This is a genomic window from Tsukamurella conjunctivitidis (assembly GCF_007858475.1).
GTDB classification, from domain to species: Bacteria; Actinomycetota; Actinomycetes; order Mycobacteriales; family Mycobacteriaceae; genus Tsukamurella; species Tsukamurella conjunctivitidis.
Map to the genome: position 1 here is coordinate 580,285 of NZ_VIGX01000002.1, position 18,197 is coordinate 598,481.

At 69.1% G+C, this 18,197-nt stretch carries 35 protein-coding genes; 11 read left to right on the forward strand and 24 right to left on the reverse strand.

The window, feature by feature from the left end:
* Nucleotides 1-9: 9 nt before the first annotated feature.
* From FK530_RS06885 to FK530_RS06990, 22 genes are all read right to left on the reverse strand, one after another.
* The gene (locus FK530_RS06885) at nt 10-237 is read right to left on the reverse strand and encodes a hypothetical protein (protein WP_146486253.1); all 228 of its coding nucleotides are present in this window, start codon (nt 235-237) and stop codon (nt 10-12) included.
* A 2-nt stretch (nt 238-239) separates the two neighbouring features.
* The gene (locus FK530_RS06890) at nt 240-1,241 is read right to left on the reverse strand and encodes a hypothetical protein (protein ID WP_146486254.1); all 1,002 of its coding nucleotides are present in this window, start codon (nt 1,239-1,241) and stop codon (nt 240-242) included.
* Complete coding sequence (locus FK530_RS06895) at nt 1,238-1,498, reverse strand: hypothetical protein (RefSeq protein WP_146486255.1); 261 nt, start codon at nt 1,496-1,498, stop codon at nt 1,238-1,240. The genes FK530_RS06890 and FK530_RS06895 overlap by 4 nt, the downstream gene beginning before the upstream one ends.
* Entirely contained in the window at nt 1,498-2,040 is a 543-nt protein-coding gene (locus FK530_RS06900; protein ID WP_146486256.1) for a hypothetical protein, read from the reverse strand. The genes FK530_RS06895 and FK530_RS06900 overlap by 1 nt, the downstream gene beginning before the upstream one ends.
* On the reverse strand, nt 2,037-2,312 hold the full coding sequence (locus tag FK530_RS06905; protein WP_068524352.1) for a hypothetical protein: 276 nt from the start codon (nt 2,310-2,312) through the stop codon (nt 2,037-2,039). Before FK530_RS06905 ends, FK530_RS06900 begins: the two co-directional genes overlap by 4 nt.
* Complete coding sequence (locus FK530_RS06910; RefSeq protein WP_146486257.1) at nt 2,309-2,593, reverse strand: hypothetical protein; 285 nt, start codon at nt 2,591-2,593, stop codon at nt 2,309-2,311. The genes FK530_RS06905 and FK530_RS06910 overlap by 4 nt, the downstream gene beginning before the upstream one ends.
* Nucleotides 2,590-3,210 carry a molecular chaperone DnaJ gene (locus FK530_RS26620; RefSeq protein WP_223120213.1) on the reverse strand — a complete coding sequence of 207 codons (621 nt, stop codon included), beginning with the start codon at nt 3,208-3,210 and terminating at the stop codon, nt 2,590-2,592. The genes FK530_RS06910 and FK530_RS26620 overlap by 4 nt, the downstream gene beginning before the upstream one ends.
* A complete protein-coding gene (locus FK530_RS06920; RefSeq protein WP_146486258.1) occupies nt 3,210-3,806 on the reverse strand; it encodes a hypothetical protein in 597 nt (198 codons plus the stop codon). Before FK530_RS06920 ends, FK530_RS26620 begins: the two co-directional genes overlap by 1 nt.
* Nucleotides 3,803-4,588: a DUF6551 family protein gene (locus tag FK530_RS06925; RefSeq protein ID WP_146486259.1), complete on the reverse strand. Its 786-nt coding sequence runs from the start codon at nt 4,586-4,588 to the stop codon at nt 3,803-3,805. Before FK530_RS06925 ends, FK530_RS06920 begins: the two co-directional genes overlap by 4 nt.
* Nucleotides 4,585-4,899 carry a hypothetical protein gene (locus tag FK530_RS06930; RefSeq protein WP_146486260.1) on the reverse strand — a complete coding sequence of 105 codons (315 nt, stop codon included), beginning with the start codon at nt 4,897-4,899 and terminating at the stop codon, nt 4,585-4,587. The genes FK530_RS06925 and FK530_RS06930 overlap by 4 nt, the downstream gene beginning before the upstream one ends.
* Nucleotides 4,896-5,216 (reverse strand): hypothetical protein, encoded by a 321-nt coding sequence (locus FK530_RS06935; protein ID WP_146486261.1) that lies wholly within the window; start codon nt 5,214-5,216, stop codon nt 4,896-4,898. Before FK530_RS06935 ends, FK530_RS06930 begins: the two co-directional genes overlap by 4 nt.
* Nucleotides 5,213-5,416: a hypothetical protein gene (locus FK530_RS06940; protein ID WP_146486262.1), complete on the reverse strand. Its 204-nt coding sequence runs from the start codon at nt 5,414-5,416 to the stop codon at nt 5,213-5,215. The genes FK530_RS06935 and FK530_RS06940 overlap by 4 nt, the downstream gene beginning before the upstream one ends.
* Nucleotides 5,413-5,763: a hypothetical protein gene (locus tag FK530_RS06945; RefSeq protein ID WP_146486263.1), complete on the reverse strand. Its 351-nt coding sequence runs from the start codon at nt 5,761-5,763 to the stop codon at nt 5,413-5,415. The genes FK530_RS06940 and FK530_RS06945 overlap by 4 nt, the downstream gene beginning before the upstream one ends.
* Nucleotides 5,760-6,710, reverse strand: coding sequence for a recombinase RecT (locus tag FK530_RS06950; RefSeq protein WP_146486264.1), 951 nt, complete (start codon nt 6,708-6,710; stop codon nt 5,760-5,762). The genes FK530_RS06945 and FK530_RS06950 overlap by 4 nt, the downstream gene beginning before the upstream one ends.
* Before the next feature lie 8 nt (nt 6,711-6,718).
* Nucleotides 6,719-7,522, reverse strand: a complete 804-nt coding sequence (locus FK530_RS06955) for a PD-(D/E)XK nuclease-like domain-containing protein (protein WP_158645041.1) — start codon at nt 7,520-7,522, stop codon at nt 6,719-6,721.
* Nucleotides 7,519-7,812, reverse strand: coding sequence for a hypothetical protein (locus FK530_RS26325; RefSeq protein WP_191834074.1), 294 nt, complete (start codon nt 7,810-7,812; stop codon nt 7,519-7,521). Before FK530_RS26325 ends, FK530_RS06955 begins: the two co-directional genes overlap by 4 nt.
* Nucleotides 7,812-8,003 carry a hypothetical protein gene (locus tag FK530_RS06965; protein ID WP_146486266.1) on the reverse strand — a complete coding sequence of 64 codons (192 nt, stop codon included), beginning with the start codon at nt 8,001-8,003 and terminating at the stop codon, nt 7,812-7,814. The genes FK530_RS26325 and FK530_RS06965 overlap by 1 nt, the downstream gene beginning before the upstream one ends.
* On the reverse strand, nt 8,003-8,353 hold the full coding sequence (locus FK530_RS06970) for a hypothetical protein (RefSeq protein ID WP_146486267.1): 351 nt from the start codon (nt 8,351-8,353) through the stop codon (nt 8,003-8,005). The genes FK530_RS06965 and FK530_RS06970 overlap by 1 nt, the downstream gene beginning before the upstream one ends.
* Entirely contained in the window at nt 8,350-8,655 is a 306-nt protein-coding gene (locus FK530_RS06975; RefSeq protein ID WP_146486268.1) for a hypothetical protein, read from the reverse strand. The genes FK530_RS06970 and FK530_RS06975 overlap by 4 nt, the downstream gene beginning before the upstream one ends.
* Nucleotides 8,652-8,912, reverse strand: a complete 261-nt coding sequence (locus tag FK530_RS06980; protein ID WP_146486269.1) for a hypothetical protein — start codon at nt 8,910-8,912, stop codon at nt 8,652-8,654. Before FK530_RS06980 ends, FK530_RS06975 begins: the two co-directional genes overlap by 4 nt.
* Nucleotides 8,913-8,973: 61 nt before the next feature.
* The gene (locus tag FK530_RS06985; RefSeq protein WP_146486270.1) at nt 8,974-9,726 is read right to left on the reverse strand and encodes a phage regulatory protein/antirepressor Ant; all 753 of its coding nucleotides are present in this window, start codon (nt 9,724-9,726) and stop codon (nt 8,974-8,976) included.
* Nucleotides 9,723-10,040: a helix-turn-helix domain-containing protein gene (locus tag FK530_RS06990; protein ID WP_146486271.1), complete on the reverse strand. Its 318-nt coding sequence runs from the start codon at nt 10,038-10,040 to the stop codon at nt 9,723-9,725. The genes FK530_RS06985 and FK530_RS06990 overlap by 4 nt, the downstream gene beginning before the upstream one ends.
* A gap of 180 nt (nt 10,041-10,220) precedes the next feature.
* Between FK530_RS06990 and FK530_RS06995 the strand changes: the two genes are divergently transcribed.
* The 7 genes from FK530_RS06995 (at nt 10,221) to FK530_RS07025 (ending at nt 15,003) form a co-directional block, all read left to right on the forward strand.
* Nucleotides 10,221-11,357: a helix-turn-helix domain-containing protein gene (locus FK530_RS06995; RefSeq protein ID WP_146486272.1), complete on the forward strand. Its 1,137-nt coding sequence runs from the start codon at nt 10,221-10,223 to the stop codon at nt 11,355-11,357.
* Nucleotides 11,354-11,932 (forward strand): hypothetical protein, encoded by a 579-nt coding sequence (locus FK530_RS07000; protein WP_146486273.1) that lies wholly within the window; start codon nt 11,354-11,356, stop codon nt 11,930-11,932. Before FK530_RS06995 ends, FK530_RS07000 begins: the two co-directional genes overlap by 4 nt.
* A gap of 34 nt (nt 11,933-11,966) precedes the next feature.
* Complete coding sequence (locus tag FK530_RS26625; protein WP_231706521.1) at nt 11,967-12,929, forward strand: DUF2510 domain-containing protein; 963 nt, start codon at nt 11,967-11,969, stop codon at nt 12,927-12,929.
* Between the two features lie 44 nt (nt 12,930-12,973).
* Complete coding sequence (locus FK530_RS07010) at nt 12,974-13,831, forward strand: GAF domain-containing protein (RefSeq protein ID WP_158645042.1); 858 nt, start codon at nt 12,974-12,976, stop codon at nt 13,829-13,831.
* Between the two features lie 2 nt (nt 13,832-13,833).
* Nucleotides 13,834-14,262 carry a Panacea domain-containing protein gene (locus tag FK530_RS07015; RefSeq protein WP_146486275.1) on the forward strand — a complete coding sequence of 143 codons (429 nt, stop codon included), beginning with the start codon at nt 13,834-13,836 and terminating at the stop codon, nt 14,260-14,262.
* 64 nt (nt 14,263-14,326) lie between these two features.
* A complete protein-coding gene (locus FK530_RS07020; RefSeq protein ID WP_231706522.1) occupies nt 14,327-14,758 on the forward strand; it encodes a hypothetical protein in 432 nt (143 codons plus the stop codon).
* On the forward strand, nt 14,752-15,003 hold the full coding sequence (locus tag FK530_RS07025; protein WP_146486276.1) for a DUF3263 domain-containing protein: 252 nt from the start codon (nt 14,752-14,754) through the stop codon (nt 15,001-15,003). Before FK530_RS07020 ends, FK530_RS07025 begins: the two co-directional genes overlap by 7 nt.
* Before the next feature lie 159 nt (nt 15,004-15,162).
* Here FK530_RS07025 and FK530_RS07030 read toward each other — a convergent pair whose 3' ends face one another.
* Nucleotides 15,163-15,600, reverse strand: coding sequence for a pyrimidine dimer DNA glycosylase/endonuclease V (locus FK530_RS07030; protein ID WP_146486277.1), 438 nt, complete (start codon nt 15,598-15,600; stop codon nt 15,163-15,165).
* A 119-nt stretch (nt 15,601-15,719) separates the two neighbouring features.
* Complete coding sequence (locus FK530_RS07035) at nt 15,720-15,935, reverse strand: hypothetical protein (RefSeq protein WP_146486278.1); 216 nt, start codon at nt 15,933-15,935, stop codon at nt 15,720-15,722.
* A 275-nt stretch (nt 15,936-16,210) separates the two neighbouring features.
* Here FK530_RS07035 and FK530_RS25790 point away from each other — a divergent pair, with 275 nt between their 5' ends.
* From FK530_RS25790 to FK530_RS07050, 4 genes are read left to right on the forward strand one after another with little or no spacing between them, the layout of a single operon-like run.
* Nucleotides 16,211-16,384, forward strand: a complete 174-nt coding sequence (locus tag FK530_RS25790) for a hypothetical protein (RefSeq protein ID WP_158645043.1) — start codon at nt 16,211-16,213, stop codon at nt 16,382-16,384.
* Between the two features lie 52 nt (nt 16,385-16,436).
* Entirely contained in the window at nt 16,437-16,646 is a 210-nt protein-coding gene (locus FK530_RS07040) for a CsbD family protein (protein ID WP_146486279.1), read from the forward strand.
* A 37-nt stretch (nt 16,647-16,683) separates the two neighbouring features.
* The gene (locus FK530_RS07045; RefSeq protein WP_146486280.1) at nt 16,684-17,571 is read left to right on the forward strand and encodes a DoxX family membrane protein; all 888 of its coding nucleotides are present in this window, start codon (nt 16,684-16,686) and stop codon (nt 17,569-17,571) included.
* Nucleotides 17,572-17,628: 57 nt separating this feature from the next.
* Nucleotides 17,629-17,967, forward strand: coding sequence for a hypothetical protein (locus FK530_RS07050; protein ID WP_146486281.1), 339 nt, complete (start codon nt 17,629-17,631; stop codon nt 17,965-17,967).
* The last annotated feature ends 230 nt before the right edge of the window (nt 17,968-18,197 follow it).

The following is an 18,197-nucleotide window of genomic DNA, read 5'->3' on the forward strand; positions in this document are numbered from 1 at the left end:
CTGCCTCGGTCACGATGCATCAACGATCTGGTCGGCCGCGGCGCGCAGGACCTCGGCGAGGCCGTCGCGCACGCGGTCCTCGTCGAGCTCCATCTTGATCTGCGGGATGTCGCCGGGCCCGACGGTGCCCGCGATCGTGATCGGCAACTCGCTGGTGGTCTCGATCGTCGCGACGGTCTCGCCGTTGAGCGCGACGGTGACGGTGAAGTTGGCGGGGATGGTGCCGAGTGCGGCCATGATCAGTGCTCCGTGGGTTCGGTGTAGACGGTGGGTAGGCGGCGATGCTCGGAGGCGGCCTCGATGCGGATCGGGCCGCTGGGCGTTGACGAGAGCGCGGTGACGATGCCGGCGATCCGTTCGCGGGGGCCGCCGGGGCCTTCGAGGAGGATCCGGTGCGGGACGCCGAACGACTGACTGAACCTGCCGTCGATCTCGACGGTGAAGCCGGTGGCGGCCTGCTCGTAGCTGACGACGCGCGCCTTGCGGCCGAGACGGACCGGCCTACCGGCCTCGGTGAACAGGCGGACAGTGAGCCGAGCCGGATCGACCGCGAGACCGGCGGAGACCGCTGCGCCGCGCATCTCAGACCAGGCGTTGGTGACAGCGTCGGTGACCGCGGTGAGATCGCCGAACGCATGGACAGTGGCGGAGAGGATCTCTCGGAGCAGTTCCCACGGCGCCGGCGGACGGATGACCTCCCATGCCTCGTCGTAGACGGCCAGGTCAGAAACGTGACCTCGAGCAAGAGGCTCAGGAGCGTCAGCGCTACCTGCTGCCCATGGCCGGAACAAGACGTTGTCGCCGTCTGCAGTGGTGCCGATGACCGAGTAGCCGCTGGCGCTGAGTTCCGCCTCGAGTGTGGTACGCCGCTCGGCTAGCCTCCGTTCGAAGTCGCGACGGGCCTCCGCACGCGCCTGGGCGCGCTGCTCCCGGACGTGCGCCCGCCGGAACCCGATCGGGCCGGGCACGTTCGTGCCGGGGCAGACGACGCGCGAACCGTCCTCGTCGTACCGGTAGGTCTCGTCGTACAGGCCCCAGTCGCGCATCTCCTCGATGCGCTCGGTGATCGCGAGGTGATGCTCGTCGCTGCCGCAGTGCCCACACTGGGGCTGGCCGACGCTGTAGTCGTAGCCGGTGCGCTGGTCGTACCGCGCGAGCTGCTCGTCGACGATGTCGGTGATCTCGTCGCTGGTGAGCGCGCGGTCGATGCTGGCGATAACGCGGTCAGTCTCGGTGCTCATGCCGGCACCGCCTGGGGCTCGGTGTCGTGGAAGGTGAGCGTCTCGGTCCGGCCGTCGCGCAGGGTGATGACGAGCGCGTCGCCGTCGAGCTGGTGGTTCAGGCGGGCTTCGCGGCACCGCGCGATGCGGTGCCGGCGGATGTCGGCCGCGGTGTACCCGGTCCAGCGGTGCACGACCACGCCCGAGACGGTGCCGTCCTCCCAGCGCTGGACGGCGCGCAGCCACGCGGTGGCGCCGGCGGTGCGAGTCTCGGGCATCACTCCTCCTCGGGCGCCGCTGTGAGACCCAGCCGGGCGCGAGCGAAATCGAGCAGCGCGCCATGGGCTTCGTCGTCGAGGTCGTCCCAACCGACCAGCGTGGCCGCATCCGGCAGCGGGTCCAGACCGAGCGCGTCCGTGAGGCGCTGCACGGTCGGCGCCACGGCGGCGTGGCCGAGGGTCGCCAGCATGTCGCGGGCGCTCAGCTCGACGGCGCGCTCGAGTGCGGCGTCGGTCTCTTCGAGCGCCGCGGCCATGCGGCGCACGAGATCCGGGGCTGCGGCGATGAACGCAGCGTTCGCCCTGCTCGTCGGTCCGTCGCCGGTGATCGCGGGCAACACGTACGCCCACCGCTCCGGGGCGGGGCTCGGTGCGCACACCACGTACAGCAACGCGCTGTCCGGGCGAAGCGTTGCCGCCACGTACTCGGCCGGGGTCTCGTCGCTCCCGCGCGCAGGGGCGGTCGCGGGCTCCCACGGACCGGGCGTGATGCCGTCGAGTGCGGCCCGGGCCTCGCTCGCGAGGTTCTTGGTCTCGGTCATGATCTGCCTCTCGTGTTCTGGTGGCGCGCTGCGGAGCGCGGGGTGAGGCCGCTGCGCGTCACCGCGACGGGCACGCTGCGGCGCATGGCGTTCTTCGCGGCGCGTACGTCGTGGATGTCCATCCAGTAGCGGCGGCCGTCCCACCGGCAGTGGTCCTTGAAGGCACCGTCGCGGCACTGCGCGCGGATCCACTCCTCGGAGTGGTTGCCGAAGACCTTCGCCTCGGCGAGCTCGCGCGGGGACATGAGCCTCTCGTCATCGAGGGTGCTCATCGGATGCCCCGCAGGTGCTCGCCCGGCTTCGGCACGCGAGGCGCACCGTCGGGTGGTGCGAGCTCGACCGCGACGCCGAGTCCGGTCCTCGCTGCAGGCGCGGGCTTCGCGTCGGTGCGGGTGATGTATCCGCGGATCACCTCGGCGTCCGCCACGAGTTCGGTCGCGCTCGGCTTGGCGCCGGTGGTCTCGGCGAGGTGGATCGCGCGGTCGACGGCCTTGAGGCGAATCAGCTCGGCGGGGGACATCAGGTTCCTCTCGTAGCGGTGCGGGCCGGTCATGACGCGACCCCCAGGCGTTCGGCGGCGGCCTGGACGCGTTCGAAGTCCTCGCGCCGGCCACCACGGTCGGGATGAGTGGCCTTGGCGGCGCGGCGATAGACGTCGCGCCACGAATCGCCCTCACGGAGGCCTTCGCCGAACTGCATGAGCACGGCCTCGGCGTCCGCGGTGCTCGACGGCGCGGGCCCGGAGTCGAGCTGCCGCCATCCGGTGTACTGCTGGCTCCCCGCGGTGATTCCATAGCGGTCGAGACGGCGCAGACCTTCGAGGCCGAGCGCGATCGCACGGAGGTTGTCCTGCCAGCGAGTGAACCGGTCACACGGGAACGACAGCGCGCCCTTGGTGCTCTCCACGTTCAGGATCACCCCGGGGTGCGCGGGCGCGCTGTTCGCGCGGGGCATCCCGTCGAGGCGGAAGTCCTGCTCGCGCATCGCGATCTGCAGCACAGCGTCGGCGTTCCGGCCCGCGGGGCCGAGGTGCCAGAGCTCGCGGTCCAACTTGTCGAGCGTGTCCGCCCACGGCGCGGAGAACGGCGAGCGGATTCGGTCGGCAGTGAGCGCGCCGGGCCACGCCGTGATCGGGCGCAGTCGCGTGCCGGTGGGGTAGTTGGTGGTCATCAGATCGACGTCTCCTTGCCTCGGGGGCCCGGGTTGTCGAGGTCGGCCATGCGGCCGGACCCGAGATCGACGACGGATACGCACGGAATCAGGACGAGGTCGAGGTAGCCGCGGGCCGCGATCACCTCGGTCACGCGGTAGGCGCCGCCGCGCCACTGGGCGAACAGGTCGCCGTCGTGGTCGCGCACGAACTCCTGGGCGCGCGGCCGGTCGGCACAGCGGACCCGGAACCGGAGGCCCGACAGCTCGGTGGCCTCGACGTCGATGTGCGCGATGAAGCGGCCGTCCCACAGCGCCATCGAGTTCGGGTTCGGCTCGTCGCGCTGCCGGGTGTTCTCGTGCTCGCGGGCGACGGGAAGACCGACGCGGTGCGGCCCGTTCGCCCACGGGTCGGGCACGGGCGTGCGGTAGTCGTGCCCGAGGTAGTCGAGCACGATCGCGGCGGTGGCCCGGGCCGTGCCGACGAGCGCGTCGTGCAGCTCGGGCGCGTCGAGAAGGTCGGCGGGCACGTCCTCCTCGATGAGCGCGATCCGGGCCGCCTGGTGGGCGACATCGCCGAACCAGTCGGGGAGGGGGCGCAGCTGGTCGGTGGTCATGACGCCGCCCGAAGCACGGTCTGCGGGTCGATGTTCCCGCGGCCGGCGCGGTTGTAGGCCTCGACGATCACGCGCACCGTGCACTGCCAGTGCTGGCCGTCGTGGATCTTCCGGGACTCGACGGCGCGGGCGTGGAGCTGAGTCGGTGTCACCTCCGAGAGCGCGTCGGCGAGCCGGCCCGTGTCGGGCAGCGACTCCGACCACAGGATCTCGAACAGCGCGCGGACGACGCCGTGCTTGAGGCCAGCGGCGTCGCCGGGCCACACGTCGCCGACGAACTCGAGCGTGCGCGCCAGATACTGCGGGTCAATCCCGTAGCAGTATTCGAGGGCGGACAGGCACACGATGTAGTTCGGCCCGCTGCTCTGCGTGACCTTGAGGCCGAAGCCTTCGGCGATCGCGTCGATTCCGGTGACGACGACGTCGCCGGCAGCACGGCGTGCCTTCCACCGGTCCCACACGGTGAGCTTCTTCGTGGACTGGTCGATGTCGCGGAACAGTGCGGCCTCATTGGCGACGGTCAGGCCGGTGTGCACGTTCGCGGCAAGGTGCGTGGTGGTGCCGGCGTGCGAAGCGGCGGCCCACCGATGCTGGCCGTTGACGACGGCGTACCGCGGCGACTGCTCCTCGCCGCGGTCGGCGACGTCGAGGACGCCGACGAGGCGCGGATCCCATGTCGCGCCCATGCGGTGCGCGCGGCGCTCGTCGAGCTCGCGCTGATACGACCGGTCGACGAACATCTCGGCGACGGGGATCGCGGCCGTGTAGACGTTCTCGCTCATGACTGCTCGTCTCCGTGGCGGCACGCGCCGACGGCGTGCGCGAACGTCGGCAGCATCTCGGTGCCGAGCACGCGGACCGCGGTGCACGCCGCGGCGGGGTCGTCGTAGTGCACGTCGATGTCGATGCGGTTGATGCCGTCGTCGGTCACCACATCGATCCGGCACTCCTTGACGTGCGCGAACTGCGGGTCGGGGACTTCCCGGCGTGCGCGCCGGCGAGCGATCGCCCGGCTCGCGAGGTAGGTGGCGGCGCAGGCCGGCACGCCGCTGACGACGGCGCCGACCACGAACGCGAGGATCTGCTGCATCATCTGGCCTTCTTCTTTGGGGGCTTCTCGGGTTTGGTGGCCTCATCGGCCGTCTTCCACAGCTCGGCGTGGGCGCTGCACAGTCGCAGCTGCGTGCCGTCGGGCATGGTGCGGACCATCCGGACGTGGAGCCGGGGCCCGTACGCGCCGCCGGACTCGTGCTGAGCGGCGAAGCACTCGTCGCACGTGGCGCGCTGGCGCGATCCGGCGTACTTGGGGCGCCACGTCTTCGTGGACAGGTATGGCGCGCGCTGGAACGTCTTCGAGAGGCGCCGTTCGAGCTCGCCGGTCTGCATCGGGGAGACGTACGGCGCGTTCATCGCTGCGCCTTCCGCGCTTCGAGGCCCGCGGTCACTGCGTGCTCGGCCGCGACCTCCATGGCGCGCTCGGCGTGCCGACGGTTCAGCGCCGCGGCCTGCGCCGCGTGCTCGGCGCGTTCCGCCGCAGCCCGGGCCGTGGTCATGCAGAGCACCTGCACAACCACGGCCAGGGCGATGAGGACGATCAGCGCGGTGATCACGGCTCGGCCTTGATCGCCTGGGCTGCGCGCTCGCGGGCGTCCTCGACGAGCTCGATTACCCAGGCTGGCGGGGGAGTGCTGTCCGTGTGCTTGAACGCGCACTGCCGCGTGGCGGCGCCGAGCTTCCCGTCCTTCTTCACGAGCGGCCCGCCCACGATGACCGTCCAGTTACCGCCTGCCTTCCAGAAGCGGACCGACGCCGTCTCGGGTCGAAATCGCGTGTTCCCAGCACCGTGCGCGGGCAGCATGTAGAGCTTGGTGCCGTCGATGCCCTCGTGGTCGGACGGGTTGAGCTGGTACTTGATGTCGATGTCGATCGGCATGTGCGAGCTGATGGCGGTGATCACTGGTCGACCGCCTCGGTGTCGACGGGCTCATCGGCGGGGGCCGGCGCCGGGGCGTCCTCGGCAGGCGGGTCGGTGAGCGCCTCCCGGCGGGCCGCGGTGGCCGCCTTCACCTGCTTTGTGCGGTTGCTGTTCGGGTGCGGCAGCCGCGGCGCGACCTCCTTGACGTACCCGTTCAGCTGGTCGACGGTGGTGCACTGTTCGATCTGCTTGAGGACGTCGTCGATCTCGGCTTCGGTGAGTGCGGCCGCCGCGGTGTTGCTGGCGACCTGCTCGGGCGTGCTGGCCTGCTTGGGCGACTCGACCTCACCGTCGACGACTTCGGGCACCTCGGCGTCCTCGAAGATCCCGCCCATGTCGGCGGGGAACGCCATGCGCCAGGCCGCGGCCTCCGCGCACTTCGAGAGCATCCACGCGGGCTGCGTGGCCCACTGGCCGGTGAGGGCCTGACCGTTCTGCGTGTTTCTGGTCTGCGCGCGCTCGGAGAACGCGACGACGGCGGCGAACTCGATGCCGTCGACGGTGACGATGCCCTTCGCGGCGGCCGGCGGCTGCGACGGATCGAGCCACACGTCGCGCCACTCACCGTCGAACCCGCAGTACTCGTGGCGGGGGACCGGGTAGCCGCGGCCCTGCGCCTTCGCGATGCGGTTGCCGAGGATCCGGAAGCCGTCGATGCCGACCTGGATCGTGTACTTGGTCTCCCAGCGTTCCGGCTCGCCGCGGTAGCCGCCGACCTTCGTGCGGCGCCCGATCATGTAGATCTGCTTGAGGAACGGGTCGAGCTGCGTGTTCGCGCAGTAGTGGAAGAACACGGCGAGGTCCGCGTCGGGGGCGTCGTCGATGCCGAGCTGCTTGAGGTGCTCGCGCTGCTCGGGCGTGAACTCCCGCTGCTGCGGGGTGATCGCGAGCTTGCTGCGGTTCGTGGTCGCGAGTGCGGTGGTGGACATGGGAGCTCCTACTTCTTCTTGAACGGGGGGACGCTGATGGTGTTGATCTGGTCGCCGTAGCCGGGCCAGTTGCCGGTGTCGGTGCAGATCGCGTACGTCGTGATGGCGCGCCGGTTCGCAGTGCGGCCGTCGATGACGTCGTCGCGGGTGAGCCGGTTCACCGACACGAGGTGCGGCGGCTCCGTGGACTGGACGATGAAGATGAAGTCGTCCACGGGGCTGCCGAGCAGGTGCAGCAGGTCCCGGTAGAACGGGTCCTGCTGGTAGTAGCCGAAGTCGCCGGCTGCGCGAGCGAACGCGTGCGGGGAGGCGTCGGCGGCGGTCTTGAAGTCGACGACCGCGTCAGGGCGCAACCAGTCGAGGCGGCCGCGCAGACGTACGCCGGTCTCGGGGTCGGTGCCGAGCATCGACACCTCAGGGGCGCCGACGCTCAGCAGGTCGGTGGCGGTCTTCGACAGGCTCAGCGCGTCGGCCATGCGCTCGGCCCGCTTCCAGTCCCGCTCGAGCACCGGCGTCTTGCCGTCGGCGTACGCCTGGTCGCGCTCTTCCTTAGCCGCCTTGGTGCGCCAGTCGGCGGCGTCGACGGTGACGATGGTCGCGCCGGCGCCGAGCACGATCTTGTGCACCAACGTGCCGAGGTCGAACACCTTCTTCGGCGCGCGCCCGTTGAGCTGGTTGTGCCGGAACTCGGCAGGCGTCCGCGTGGCGAGCAGCTTCGCGCCCGTGCTCGACAGCGAGCCCGGGTGCGCGTGGTACTCGGCCTCGGGTACATCGAAGTGGAGACCGTCGGTCTCGTCGGCGAACTCGATCACGATGCGCTCCTCGTGATCGAGGTGTGCCAGCGCGTGGTCTGGTCTGCACCTTCGTCGCTGCCGACCATCTGGTTCACCTCGGGGAGCGCGGTGGCTGCGGCGAGCGCGAGGGTGGCGTGCACCTGGGCGCGGGCGAACAGGCCGGTCGCCTGCTTCCCGAGTTCGTCGCGGCGTGCGCGGACATCCTCCGGGCTGAGCGGGTCTTCGCGGGTCGCGGTGATCGCGCGGCCCACCTCGGTCGCGATCGCGAGGAGACGTTCGGCTTCTGCGTAGTGCTCGGGGCCCGTCATCAGCGCACCTCGATTCGAGGGAGGAGCGCGAGCATGATGGCGGTCTGGCTGGCGCACCGCATCGCGGCCGGCCAGCTGTCGTGGTGGCACATTGGCGCGGGCCCGGCGTCGGGGCCGAAGATCGAGGAGACGTGCCAGCCGCCGCACTCGACCGCCCGGGTCACGCGCAGCCGCGGGTACCGGCGGGCCATCAGTTCGCCACCCGAACGCAGTTCGCGGTGCTGCCGCCCGGCGCCCACGCGCTGTAGACGAGATCGCCGGTCGCGACGTCGAACACGCGGCACGAGACCGCCCAGCCGGTGGGGGAGACGATGGACGCGCCGAACCGGTCGCCCGCGAAGATGGGGCCCTGGATCACGGTGGTCTGCCCGCACTCGGTGTGCACGTAACCCTTCGGCCACGTGATCGACGCGCAGCCCTCGGTGTTGAGGACAACGGCGACGTTGCCGCCGCGGGTGTAGGCGCCCGGGGTGGCGCCGGCGGGGGCCGCGCATGAGGCCAGCGCCACGGCGAGCACGGCGAGGATGATCGTGTTCTTCATCGGTTGCTCCCAGCGCGCACCATCTGCGTGCGCAAGTAGTTGTATTCGGGGACAGTGAGGTTCATCGCCTGCCGCAGTCGCACGCCCACTCCGCGGGGGAGGGTCGGCGCGGCCGGGTCGAAGCCCCAGCGCGTGAGCGCGCGGCGGGCCGCGCGGATCCGCTGCTCGGTGATCTCGTTCGGGCCGAGCGGCCGGCCGTAGTCGCTGCGGGGCCGGTCCTTCACGACGGTGATCCCGTGCTCGGCGCGGAGCCGGGCGACGGTGGCGTCGTCGAGGCGCCGCGGTGTGCCGCGGGGCGTCACCGGCCCGCCCCGTCCCGGTTGTGGGGCCCGGTGCGATGCACCGACATGCCCCAGGCTCCGAACCCGATCGCGCCGAGCGCGACCGCGGCACCGACGACGGTGGGGTACGCGCGGAGCAGCTGCGCGAGCAGGTACACGACTGCGAACGCGATGCATGCGAGCACGACCACCTCGGTGGTGTGCGTCGCGGGCGGCGAGCCCGACGGAGGCGTGGACGGTGTGCCATTCGCGCCGGGATTGGTATTCTGGTGCTGCACTTGAACTCCTCTCGCGAGTTCTCGTTCTGGAAGGCCCGCCCGGCATGGCGGGCCTTTCGCCTTACGTGGTGGACGGAATCGCGCCGAAGTCGGCGAGGAGCCGCTGCAGGCCCTTCGGGGTGACCCGCGGCTGAGGCGGATCGAGGACGAGCACCCCGGTCTTCGGGTGGTAGTGCGACTGTGGGATCACCGACATCCAGCCCGCCTCGATGGCGGCCTGCTTCACGCGGTACCGGCCGTCGCCCACGGCGCGGGAGATCCAGCCGTACGACTTGTCGAGCACCGCGAAGAGTCGGTTCTGGCCGACCTTGATGCCGGCCCGGGTGAGGGCCTGCGCGGCGTCGCGGACGGACAGGTCGCCGGTGGCGTCAAGGATCTTGTCTGCGACCGCGGCGCGCGGCTCAAGCTCGGCGATCTGCTGATCCTTCGCCTTGAGCATCTCGGCGGCCTCTAGGACCGCGGCGGCGAGGAGCTCCGGGCCCTGCAGCGCGGGCTGCTGGGCGACGCGGTCACGCAGCTCGAAGAATGCGCGGACGAGCGCGACCTTGAACCGGACCACCACGTCGCTGTTCCGCATGAAGGTCATCAGGAGCGTCGCCTGCTCCTCGGTGAGCAGCGCGACCTCGCGGCTCTGCACTCCGCCCGCAGTCTTGAAGGGTCGCGTTTCAAACGCGACCCTTCCGAACTGCTCGAAGTCTGAGATTCGAGTGCGCACGAGCTCGAGCACGTTCTTGTGCTGGGTCTCGGTGCCGGCGGCGATCGCGAGCGACGTGGTGACGGCCTGGCCGTCGATCAGGGTGACGATCTCGTTCATGACAGCACCACCGATTCGACAACGGTGGGGGTCGCGCGCGGCACGTAGTTGGTAGTGATCGAGCCGTCGGGAATTCCGAGGGCCCGCTCGAGTGCGTCCAGGAACTCCTTGCTGGCGCCTCGGTGGCCGTTCTCGATCGCGCTCAGAGTTCCCCGAGCGGGGGCCTCGCCGAATTCGGCCATCCGCTCCGCGACGTCATCGAGCGTGAGGCCAGCCGCGATGCGCAAGATCTTGATCGACACGTGGGGAGGCGTGCGTCGCGGACGGGCATCCTTGCCGTACCGCCGCCTTGCGGCCTGCTGTTCCTTGGGCATGAGCCTAAAGTAGCACGATTATGACGCTCGGCAAGCAATCATCGGCAAGGATGGCATCGTTTGGCAAACTTCCTGACCTGCGGAATCACAGCGGTGTGATTGCTGTTTCACTTGAACTACCAGCGTGAGGTTTGCCAAACTGGGGCAAGGTTTGCCAAATATTTTTGAGAGAGTCGGTGCATGACCACACGCGAAGGGGTGCTCAGCCTCGCCGAGGCAGTGCTGTTGCGCCGCGGCCAGCTAGGACTCAGTCAGGCCGATGTTGCAGCGGCGGGCGGGCCGTCCGACACAACGCAGTCGAAGATCGAGCAAGGTGTAGCGGCGAAGGTGGGGCGGCAGACGCTCGCGAAGTACGACACTGCGCTTCAGTGGGGCACGGGCACGGCAGCCGCGTTTCTTGCCCGCGACACCGAGAGCCCTGTCTACAGGCGTGCGCGCAACGAGATCTTCCACGGGGTTGGCGCTCAGGCGGCTCTACCGGAGCTCGAACCCACGCGAGCGATGACCTTCGAGGACGCGCGACGCGAGAATTTGGACCTCACGCTCCCATCTGAGCCCGGGCACGCCGCACTGCGGCCTACTGGGGGGTACCGCCTCTTGGATATGAACCTCACCCTGATGGAGTCGTGGCTCGACACCATCGGGAGCGCGGAGTCCGACGTAGAGGTGATGGTCGCGACCACGCTCCTCAAGAACGTCGACGTGATGCTCGACGCCATCGCTACCTCGGCAAATGCGGTTGTCGGAAGTGAGTTCGAGGACATCCAGCGGCGGCTTCGGCGCGCCAGTGAGCAGCACGCCACTCAGCGTCTCCGCTTGGGGCTCCCCATCCGGGTGAGCACCGGCGACCCCCGCTCGCGCGCCGAGGGGACCCTCGCGGCGATGCGGGCCACAGACCCTGACGACACCGACCAGGTCGACTGGTTCGAGGGCCGGTACAACGACCCGACCTTGAAGCCGGGCCGGCTGACCCTCCATGCGACACCGGCTGATCGCGCGGATGCCGACACCGCTTCGCCCGCCGACGGCGGCTTCGATCTCACCGTCCCCGAGCCACCGCCGATCGAGTCGGATGGCCCGGACCGCTGGCCCAACGGAGAACCGGTCTACGACGAGCACTGGGAGCAGTGGAAGGCTTGGCGGGACGCGGGCGCCCCAGATGGAGCGTGGGAGGCGTTCCGGGCCTCGGAACGTCAGCAGGCGTACGACCTCGCGGCCCGGTTCATCGAAGGCCCCACCGACGCGGAGAGGCTGCACGCCGCTCAGGATGACGCGGCGACCACGCCAGATGCGGACGGGCCGGAGGACGGGGCGTGAGCACCTTCGCGGGCCCGCTGATCGCGGCGACGATCGGCGCGTGGAGCGCGTACTGGATGAGTCGTCGCGCTCTGGCTCGTCACGGGCAGATGACCGCAGTGAAGAACGATCTCGACGCAGCCGACAAGCTGCCGGTCGGCGCGCTCCGAGACCTGGTCGTTCGATGGGCTGCTGTCCGCACGACTGCGATCGGCTACGCGGAGACGGGCCCCGCCTACACACGCTCGACCAGGATCCTCTTGATCCTGAGCTGCATCGCGTTCCCGGTCGGCCTTGCAGTGTGGTTGTACCCGATCGGGCGATGGATCCTCACCAGGGAGGTGAGCGACGGTGTCGCCTTCGGATTCGCGTGGTTCTTCGTACCCGGAATCATTGTGACCGGCGCTGAGGCGTTCGGGTACTTCCGCAATGCCCGAGAGAAGCGTCAGCCACAGCTGCGAGGCGTGCCCGCGGACATCGCGAACGCCCTGCAGGCCCAGATAACGGAGATCCACCTCGGATTCAAGGCGCTCATCGAAGAACCCGACGAGGCCGACGAAGCGCCGGACAGCGAGGGCCCGGACAAGGGAGCATAGGCTCTCGCGCGTAACGGACATTCGGGGAGGATTCATGACCACTACGAACTACAAGGGCTTCGGCTGTGAAGCCGTGCTCGACACCGCGGCGGGGACGGTGACGCTCACACACGCGGGGATGACGGTGCTCAAGCACAAGAAGGAGTCGTCGCCCTGGGTGATTCCGCTCGGCGCGATCACCGACGTCGAGGTCCGCGACAAGACCGCGCTCGTCCGCGGTCACGTGCGTTTCATCCTCGCCGACCGGGTCGGCTGGGCGAAGGACGTAGTCGAGGACGTCAACGCGTTCATGACGGGCAAGGACAAGGTCGGCGACTTCGTCGCTGCGGTGAACGCCGCGCGCGCCGGCGCGGCCCCGACGACCATCAGCACGGGGCCGGCGCAGTCGACCCGCGCGCGGCTCGAGGCGAAGAGCGAAGAGCTGCGGGCCCGGGCGGCCGAGACCGAGCAGCTGATCCGCGATAACCCCCAGTTCCAGGGGATCGTCGTCCGCGGCGACGTGATCGAGTTCAACAGGCAGACCTTCCCGCTCGCTGGGGCCCGCGCGACCGTCGAGATCGGCAGCACGCAGCGCCGCACCACCGCGACCCGCGTGGTCGTCGGCTCCGTCATCACGCTGGGCGTCGGCACCGTAATCGGCGCCATGGCGAAGAAGAAGACCAGCAACGTGTACGTCACGGTCGAACTGGCCGACGGCCAGGTGATCGTGGTCGAGGCCGACTCGAAGGCTGAAGGGAGGGCGCGCGAGTTCGCTGCGGCGCTCACGTCCACGGCGGCCCGGGCCGCCTCGGCTGTGGCGTCCCCGTCGGTCGCGCCCGCGATCGACGTCGAGTTCGACGAGGCACTGCCGGCGGACGCCGCGCCCGCGATCGCGCCGCCTCCGCCGCCGCCCTCGGTCCCAGCGAACTGGTACCCCGATCCCGACAACGGCGAGCTGCTCCGGTATTGGGATGGCGCGGCCTGGACCGCTCACACCGCCCCGCGGCCCCCGCAATGATGGCGTCGGACTCAAGCCACTGGGTCAGTGAACGTTGGGAAAGCATGCTCTTGTTCTTCCTGACAAAGGCTCTACCGGTCGTGGCCGCAGTACCGATGGTGTTCGCTTGGCGAGCCGAGACTGGAAAGGGGAGATTCTGGCTCATAATTCTTGCGGTGGTGATCTACGGTGTGTCCTTCGGGGTTGACTGCTGTGTGAAATACGCGGAAAAGCGTCGCAAGGAAGCGAAGGAGGACACCCTCGAGGGGGCGCGCTCCAAGCGGACTAGGGAGATTTGCTACTCGTTCAATTCAATACCGCAGTACACGACCGATTTCTACTCGCAGATCAGTGCGAGCGACTCAAGCGCGCGCCCGCACCTCGACCGGTACCTCGGCGACATCCTCGGCGCTCTCGCTCGATCCGCTACCGCCAGCGAGGTCCGCGTATGCCTCTACCGGGTAGATCGCGGTGAGGCGCGTAAGTCAGGTGAGGGTAACGGAAACGAGTCGATCTCCCTGATCCTCTTTGGCAATGGGGTTGGACGCGCGGACCCACCGCGTCCGGCATTCGATTCAACGTCGGACCATGGGCGATTCTTGATTCAATGCATGAACGAGAGGAGATCGATTCGAGTCCAGGATACCGAAGAGCCCCCGAGTAACTACCGACTGGACTGCAGTGACAAAAAGTACAAGTCATTCATCGCTGTTCCCGTCACCTATAATGACCATGAATATGGAATGCTCATGCTCGATTCACCTGATCAAGATGGTCTGACACCCGACGATGAGGTCGTCGCACTGCTGTTCGGCAAGTTCCTCGGCAGTGGATTTCATCTGGTCGAGTCAACTCCGGCGAGCCGCCCCAGGCTGTCGGGGCCTAGTGTTAGCGTTGCGACAAGTAGCGATGGAGGTGTATAGAGATGGCTTCGGTTCACGATGTAGCGGCATACCTCGTCGACAAGTTCGGCGTTCTCGGCACCATGAAGCTTGAGAAGCTCGCCTACTACAGCCAAGCATGGTGGGTAGCCCGGAACTCCGTGCCTCTGTTTCCGGAGCACCTTGAGGCGTGGCGCATGGGCCCCGTGTGCCCCGAGCTGTACGTGTGCCATCGCCGCCAGAACTTCGTGGATTCGTGGGCGTGGGGGGATGTCGACGCTCTTACTTCCGTCGAGAAGCAGCACATCGACGCGATCGCCGACGTCTACGGGGCCTATTCGGGCTTCCGACTTGGCGACATGACCCACCAAGAGCGCCCCTGGAACATCGCGATGGCTAAGGGGCAGAACTCCACCATCGAGATCGAAGACATGCGCAGCTTCTTCCGTGAACGCGACACGGCTGGCGCTTAATTACACCAATGTAGTTCCTGGTCAGAGCGTTTTCGTGTCGGTCGGCGCGTGTACAACGTCCGGTATGACCAGAACGAACCCACCGTGGCATCCGTGGCGCGAGGCGCGCGCCCGCGGGCACCTGCGGATCAGCTTCGAGGCGCCGACGACGGTGCGCGGCCGGCACGGTCGTGACGGTCGGATCGAGCTGCACCCGACGATGACGCAGGCCGAACGCAGGTCGGCGCTCGCGCACGAGCTCGTCCACGACGAGCGTCAGGTGTACCCGCGCGACGTCGTGCTCGCGGCGAAGGAGGAGCGCACCGTCGAGACGATCGCAGCGCGCCGGCTGATCGACCTCGAGCGCCTCGTTGAGGTGCTCCGCTGGACGAGGCACGCCACCGAGGCCGCTGAGGAGCTCTGGGTGGACGTGCCGATGCTCCTCGCACTGATCCGGTCACTGACCGAGGACGAGCGGCTCTGGATCAACATGAGGGTCGAGGAGGGGCCATGCTGAGCGATCGCGACCGTGCCATGCTCGACTTCGAGGCGGGGTGGTGGCGGCAGCGGGGCTCGAAGGAGAATGCGATCGCCGCCCAGTTCGACCTGACGCCCGTGCGGTACTACCAGCTACTGAACCGTCTGCTCGACGATACTGCGGCCGTGGCTTACGCGCCCGCGGTCGTCGGCCGGCTTCGGCGCATCCGAGGCGGCGGACCCGAGCGCCGACATGAGGCCGAATCCGGCGACCTGGCGGGTTGAGGGTTGTTGATATATCAACCTGTCGCGCCGGTTTCGCCTGGTCGTGGCTCTCGCCTCGCTCGATGCCGCGTCTTGGCGATTCCCGGTGTATTCGCAGGTCAGCGCCTTTTCGGAAACAGGTTCGAGTCCTGGCGGGAGAGCAGTACTTCACCGCCGTCGTCAGCGTCGCGCGCGCTCCCACGACGCGACGGGTCCCGGCAGCATCCGGAAACTCCGGTGCGGATCCGGCCGTTCGACGGTGTTCCACCGCTCCGCTACCTCGGGGCTGCGCGCCTCGAGCTTGGCGGTCAGGTGCGCCCACTCGAGAGCGAGCTGTCCGTCGGTCACGTCGATCGCCGCGACGGTCGCGTCCGGCTCGTCGATGCGTGTGCGGTCGAAGTTGTAGCCGCGGGCGTCGGCCTCGTCGGCGAGCGCGGCCAAGTACGCGCCGACCGCGGCGAGAGGCTCCGGCGCGGCGCGGAACCGCTCCAGTTGCGGGTGCTGCGTGTACCCCTTCGTTCGGCCGGCGAGGACGGCCTGCGCGAGCAGTGTCTCTCTCCAGCAGGCGATGAGCGCCTGTCGGTCCAGATAGCGGGGGTGGAGCGACCAGATGCGCATGGCTCCACGCTATCCGTACGGTGTGCGCCCCAGCAGGCGCGGGCCGCCGGACTCGAGGTACAGCGGCCCGCGCCTCCGCGGGATCGCGCGCCGGGGGAGGGGAGCGCGGCGATCGGGTCTCAGTTCGGCGCCTGCCAGTCGTAGCCGGTGCCCGTGTCCACCTCCACGCATTCGAGGGTGTCACCGTCGGGCGTGGTGATGCGCTGTCCCTCCTGGGTGGAGCTGCACGAGTCGTACATCGACGGGATGTCGGCGGCCGCGATGGCCGGCGTGAAGGCGAAGGTGGTGGCCGCCAGGAATCCGGCGGCGGCGAGGGTCTTTCGGCTGATGGTCATGGTTCGACGGTGCGCCGCGAACCTGAGGCTCCGGTGTCAGCGCGATGCCGGTTCGCTGCGGGTGCCCTCGCCTCGCAGCGGCCGTTCGATCTCCGTCGGCACCACCTGGCGCCACGGGGGACTGTGACGACCCGCACAGTGCGGTGAACGCCCAGCTCACCGCTGATCCTGCTCCTGTGCAGGAGCCTTTTCTGTCCCAGCTGTTGACAGGAATAGGCGTTACTCATAACGTGAAATCTGTTCGACACGACATAGATTTTTGATCGGAGCGAGAGATGAACAACGACCGAGTCACACCGATGACCCGTGCTCCGCTCCGCTCTGTGGACGCGGCTCCGCCGCTCGTCCTCCATCCCCGCGGTGGTGTCGTGATCGTGGCGCTGCTGGTGCTGGCGCTGGGCCTGATGGTCCCGCTCGTCGCGCACCTCGCGAGCGCCCCGATCGGCTGATGGGAATCGGCCGTCGAGCGCACGTGCAACCCCCGATGCGAAGGAGATCACCATGAGCTTCACCGACGACGCCAAGAACAAGGCGCAGGACCTCAAGGGCCGGGCCAAGGAGACCGCCGGCACCGCCTTCGACGACCCGCAGCTCAAGGAGGAGGGGCGCGGCGACCAGGCCGAGGCCTCGATCAAGGACAAGATCGCCGGCGCCGCGGACAAGGTCAAGGAGGGCGTCGACGAGGTGAAGGACAAGCTCTCGGGCAACTGACCCGCCCGTGACCCCCCGACGATGATGGGAACTGGACATGATTCGACGTATCGCACGACCCCTACTCGGATCGGTCTTCGTCTACACCGGGTACACCGGTCTGACGAGCGACCCGGGGCGTAAGGCGGACACCGTCGCACCGCTGGTGAACAAGGCGACCGAGGCCCTGCCGGATTCGGCGGTGGTCCCGACCAGCGCCCGGACCTGGGTGCGGATCAATTCGGGCGTCCAGCTCGGCGGCGGTCTGCTGCTCGCCGCGGGTCGCGTTCCCCGCGCGGCGTCGCTCGCCCTCGCGGGCACCCTGGTGCCGACCACGGTCCTGGATCACCCGTTCTGGGAGCAGAGCGATCCTGATGTGCGGCGCGAACAGCAGCTGCACTTCGTGAAGAACCTCTCGCTGCTCGGCGGCCTGCTCATCGCGGGCTTCGACACCGAGGGCAGGCCGGGTCTGACCTGGCGTGCCCGTCGCGCGGCCGATCGTGCGTCCGAGCGCGTCACCTCGGTGATCGGCTCGACGGACGAGGCGCCGTCCTGGCAGGACCGCGCCCACGCCGCGCAGGAGTACGGGGCGGCCGCCGTCGAGAGGGCCAAGCCCGCGATCACGGGAGCCGTCGATAAGGCGAAGCCCGCCATCAGCGACGCCGTGGACAAGGCCGGGCCCGCGATCACCGATGTGGTCGACAAGGTGAAGCCGGCGTTGAACGATGCCGCTGATCGGGCGCGGCCGGTCCTCGCCGACGCGGCCGACACCGCCTCGGGCCTGTTGGGCGCCGCGAGTGAGCGGCTGCAATCCCTCGGAACGGAAGCGGCCGACGAGGCCACCACCGCGGCCCGTCGGGTTCGCAGAAGGGCGCCCGAGATCGCCGAACGCGCCCGGGCACTCAAGGACGCGGCGGTCGCGGAGCGGAAGAGGGCGGTCACGTAGCCTTGGGGCGCCCGGCCGGGATCCCGGCCGCGGCAGGTCGAGAGAAGCGAGTCGCCCGTGCCCCGTAGGCCAGAGTTCACCGGGCGGTACACCGATGCCCTGCACGCTCTGGAGGTGTCGACGCAGCGCACCGCGCGGGTCGAGAACCTCGGCGGGCAGTACGCCCTGCGGGTGGACTTCGAACTCGGGCGGTACCTGTTGGCGACGAACACCGACGCGGTGATCGGCCTCGCGGACGACGACGCCGGAGCGCCCTGGCGGGTCCGGTTCTTCGACGGCGCGCTCGACGACGGCGCGTCCGTGCAGATCGCGGACAGGTCGGCGGCGTGGCTGATCGACGCCTACGACGCCGCCGTCGCGGACCTGCCGCCCCTCACCGACGTCCCGCACAGCTGACGCCGTCCCCGCGGATCCGTTCCGCGGGGACGGCGGGGCGACACCACCGGCGGATCCGCAGGATCTATACTGCAAAGAACAGGTTTTCGCCCCTGGGTGGCACTGGCTATGACAGCTTGAAGAGGCCCCGGCTCGACGGCTAGACCTGGCCCCGTTTGCGACTCGCCGGTGGTGTTGCGACGGTTTGATCTGGCCCCACCTGATGGTTGCTCGTGAACATCGTTTCCGAG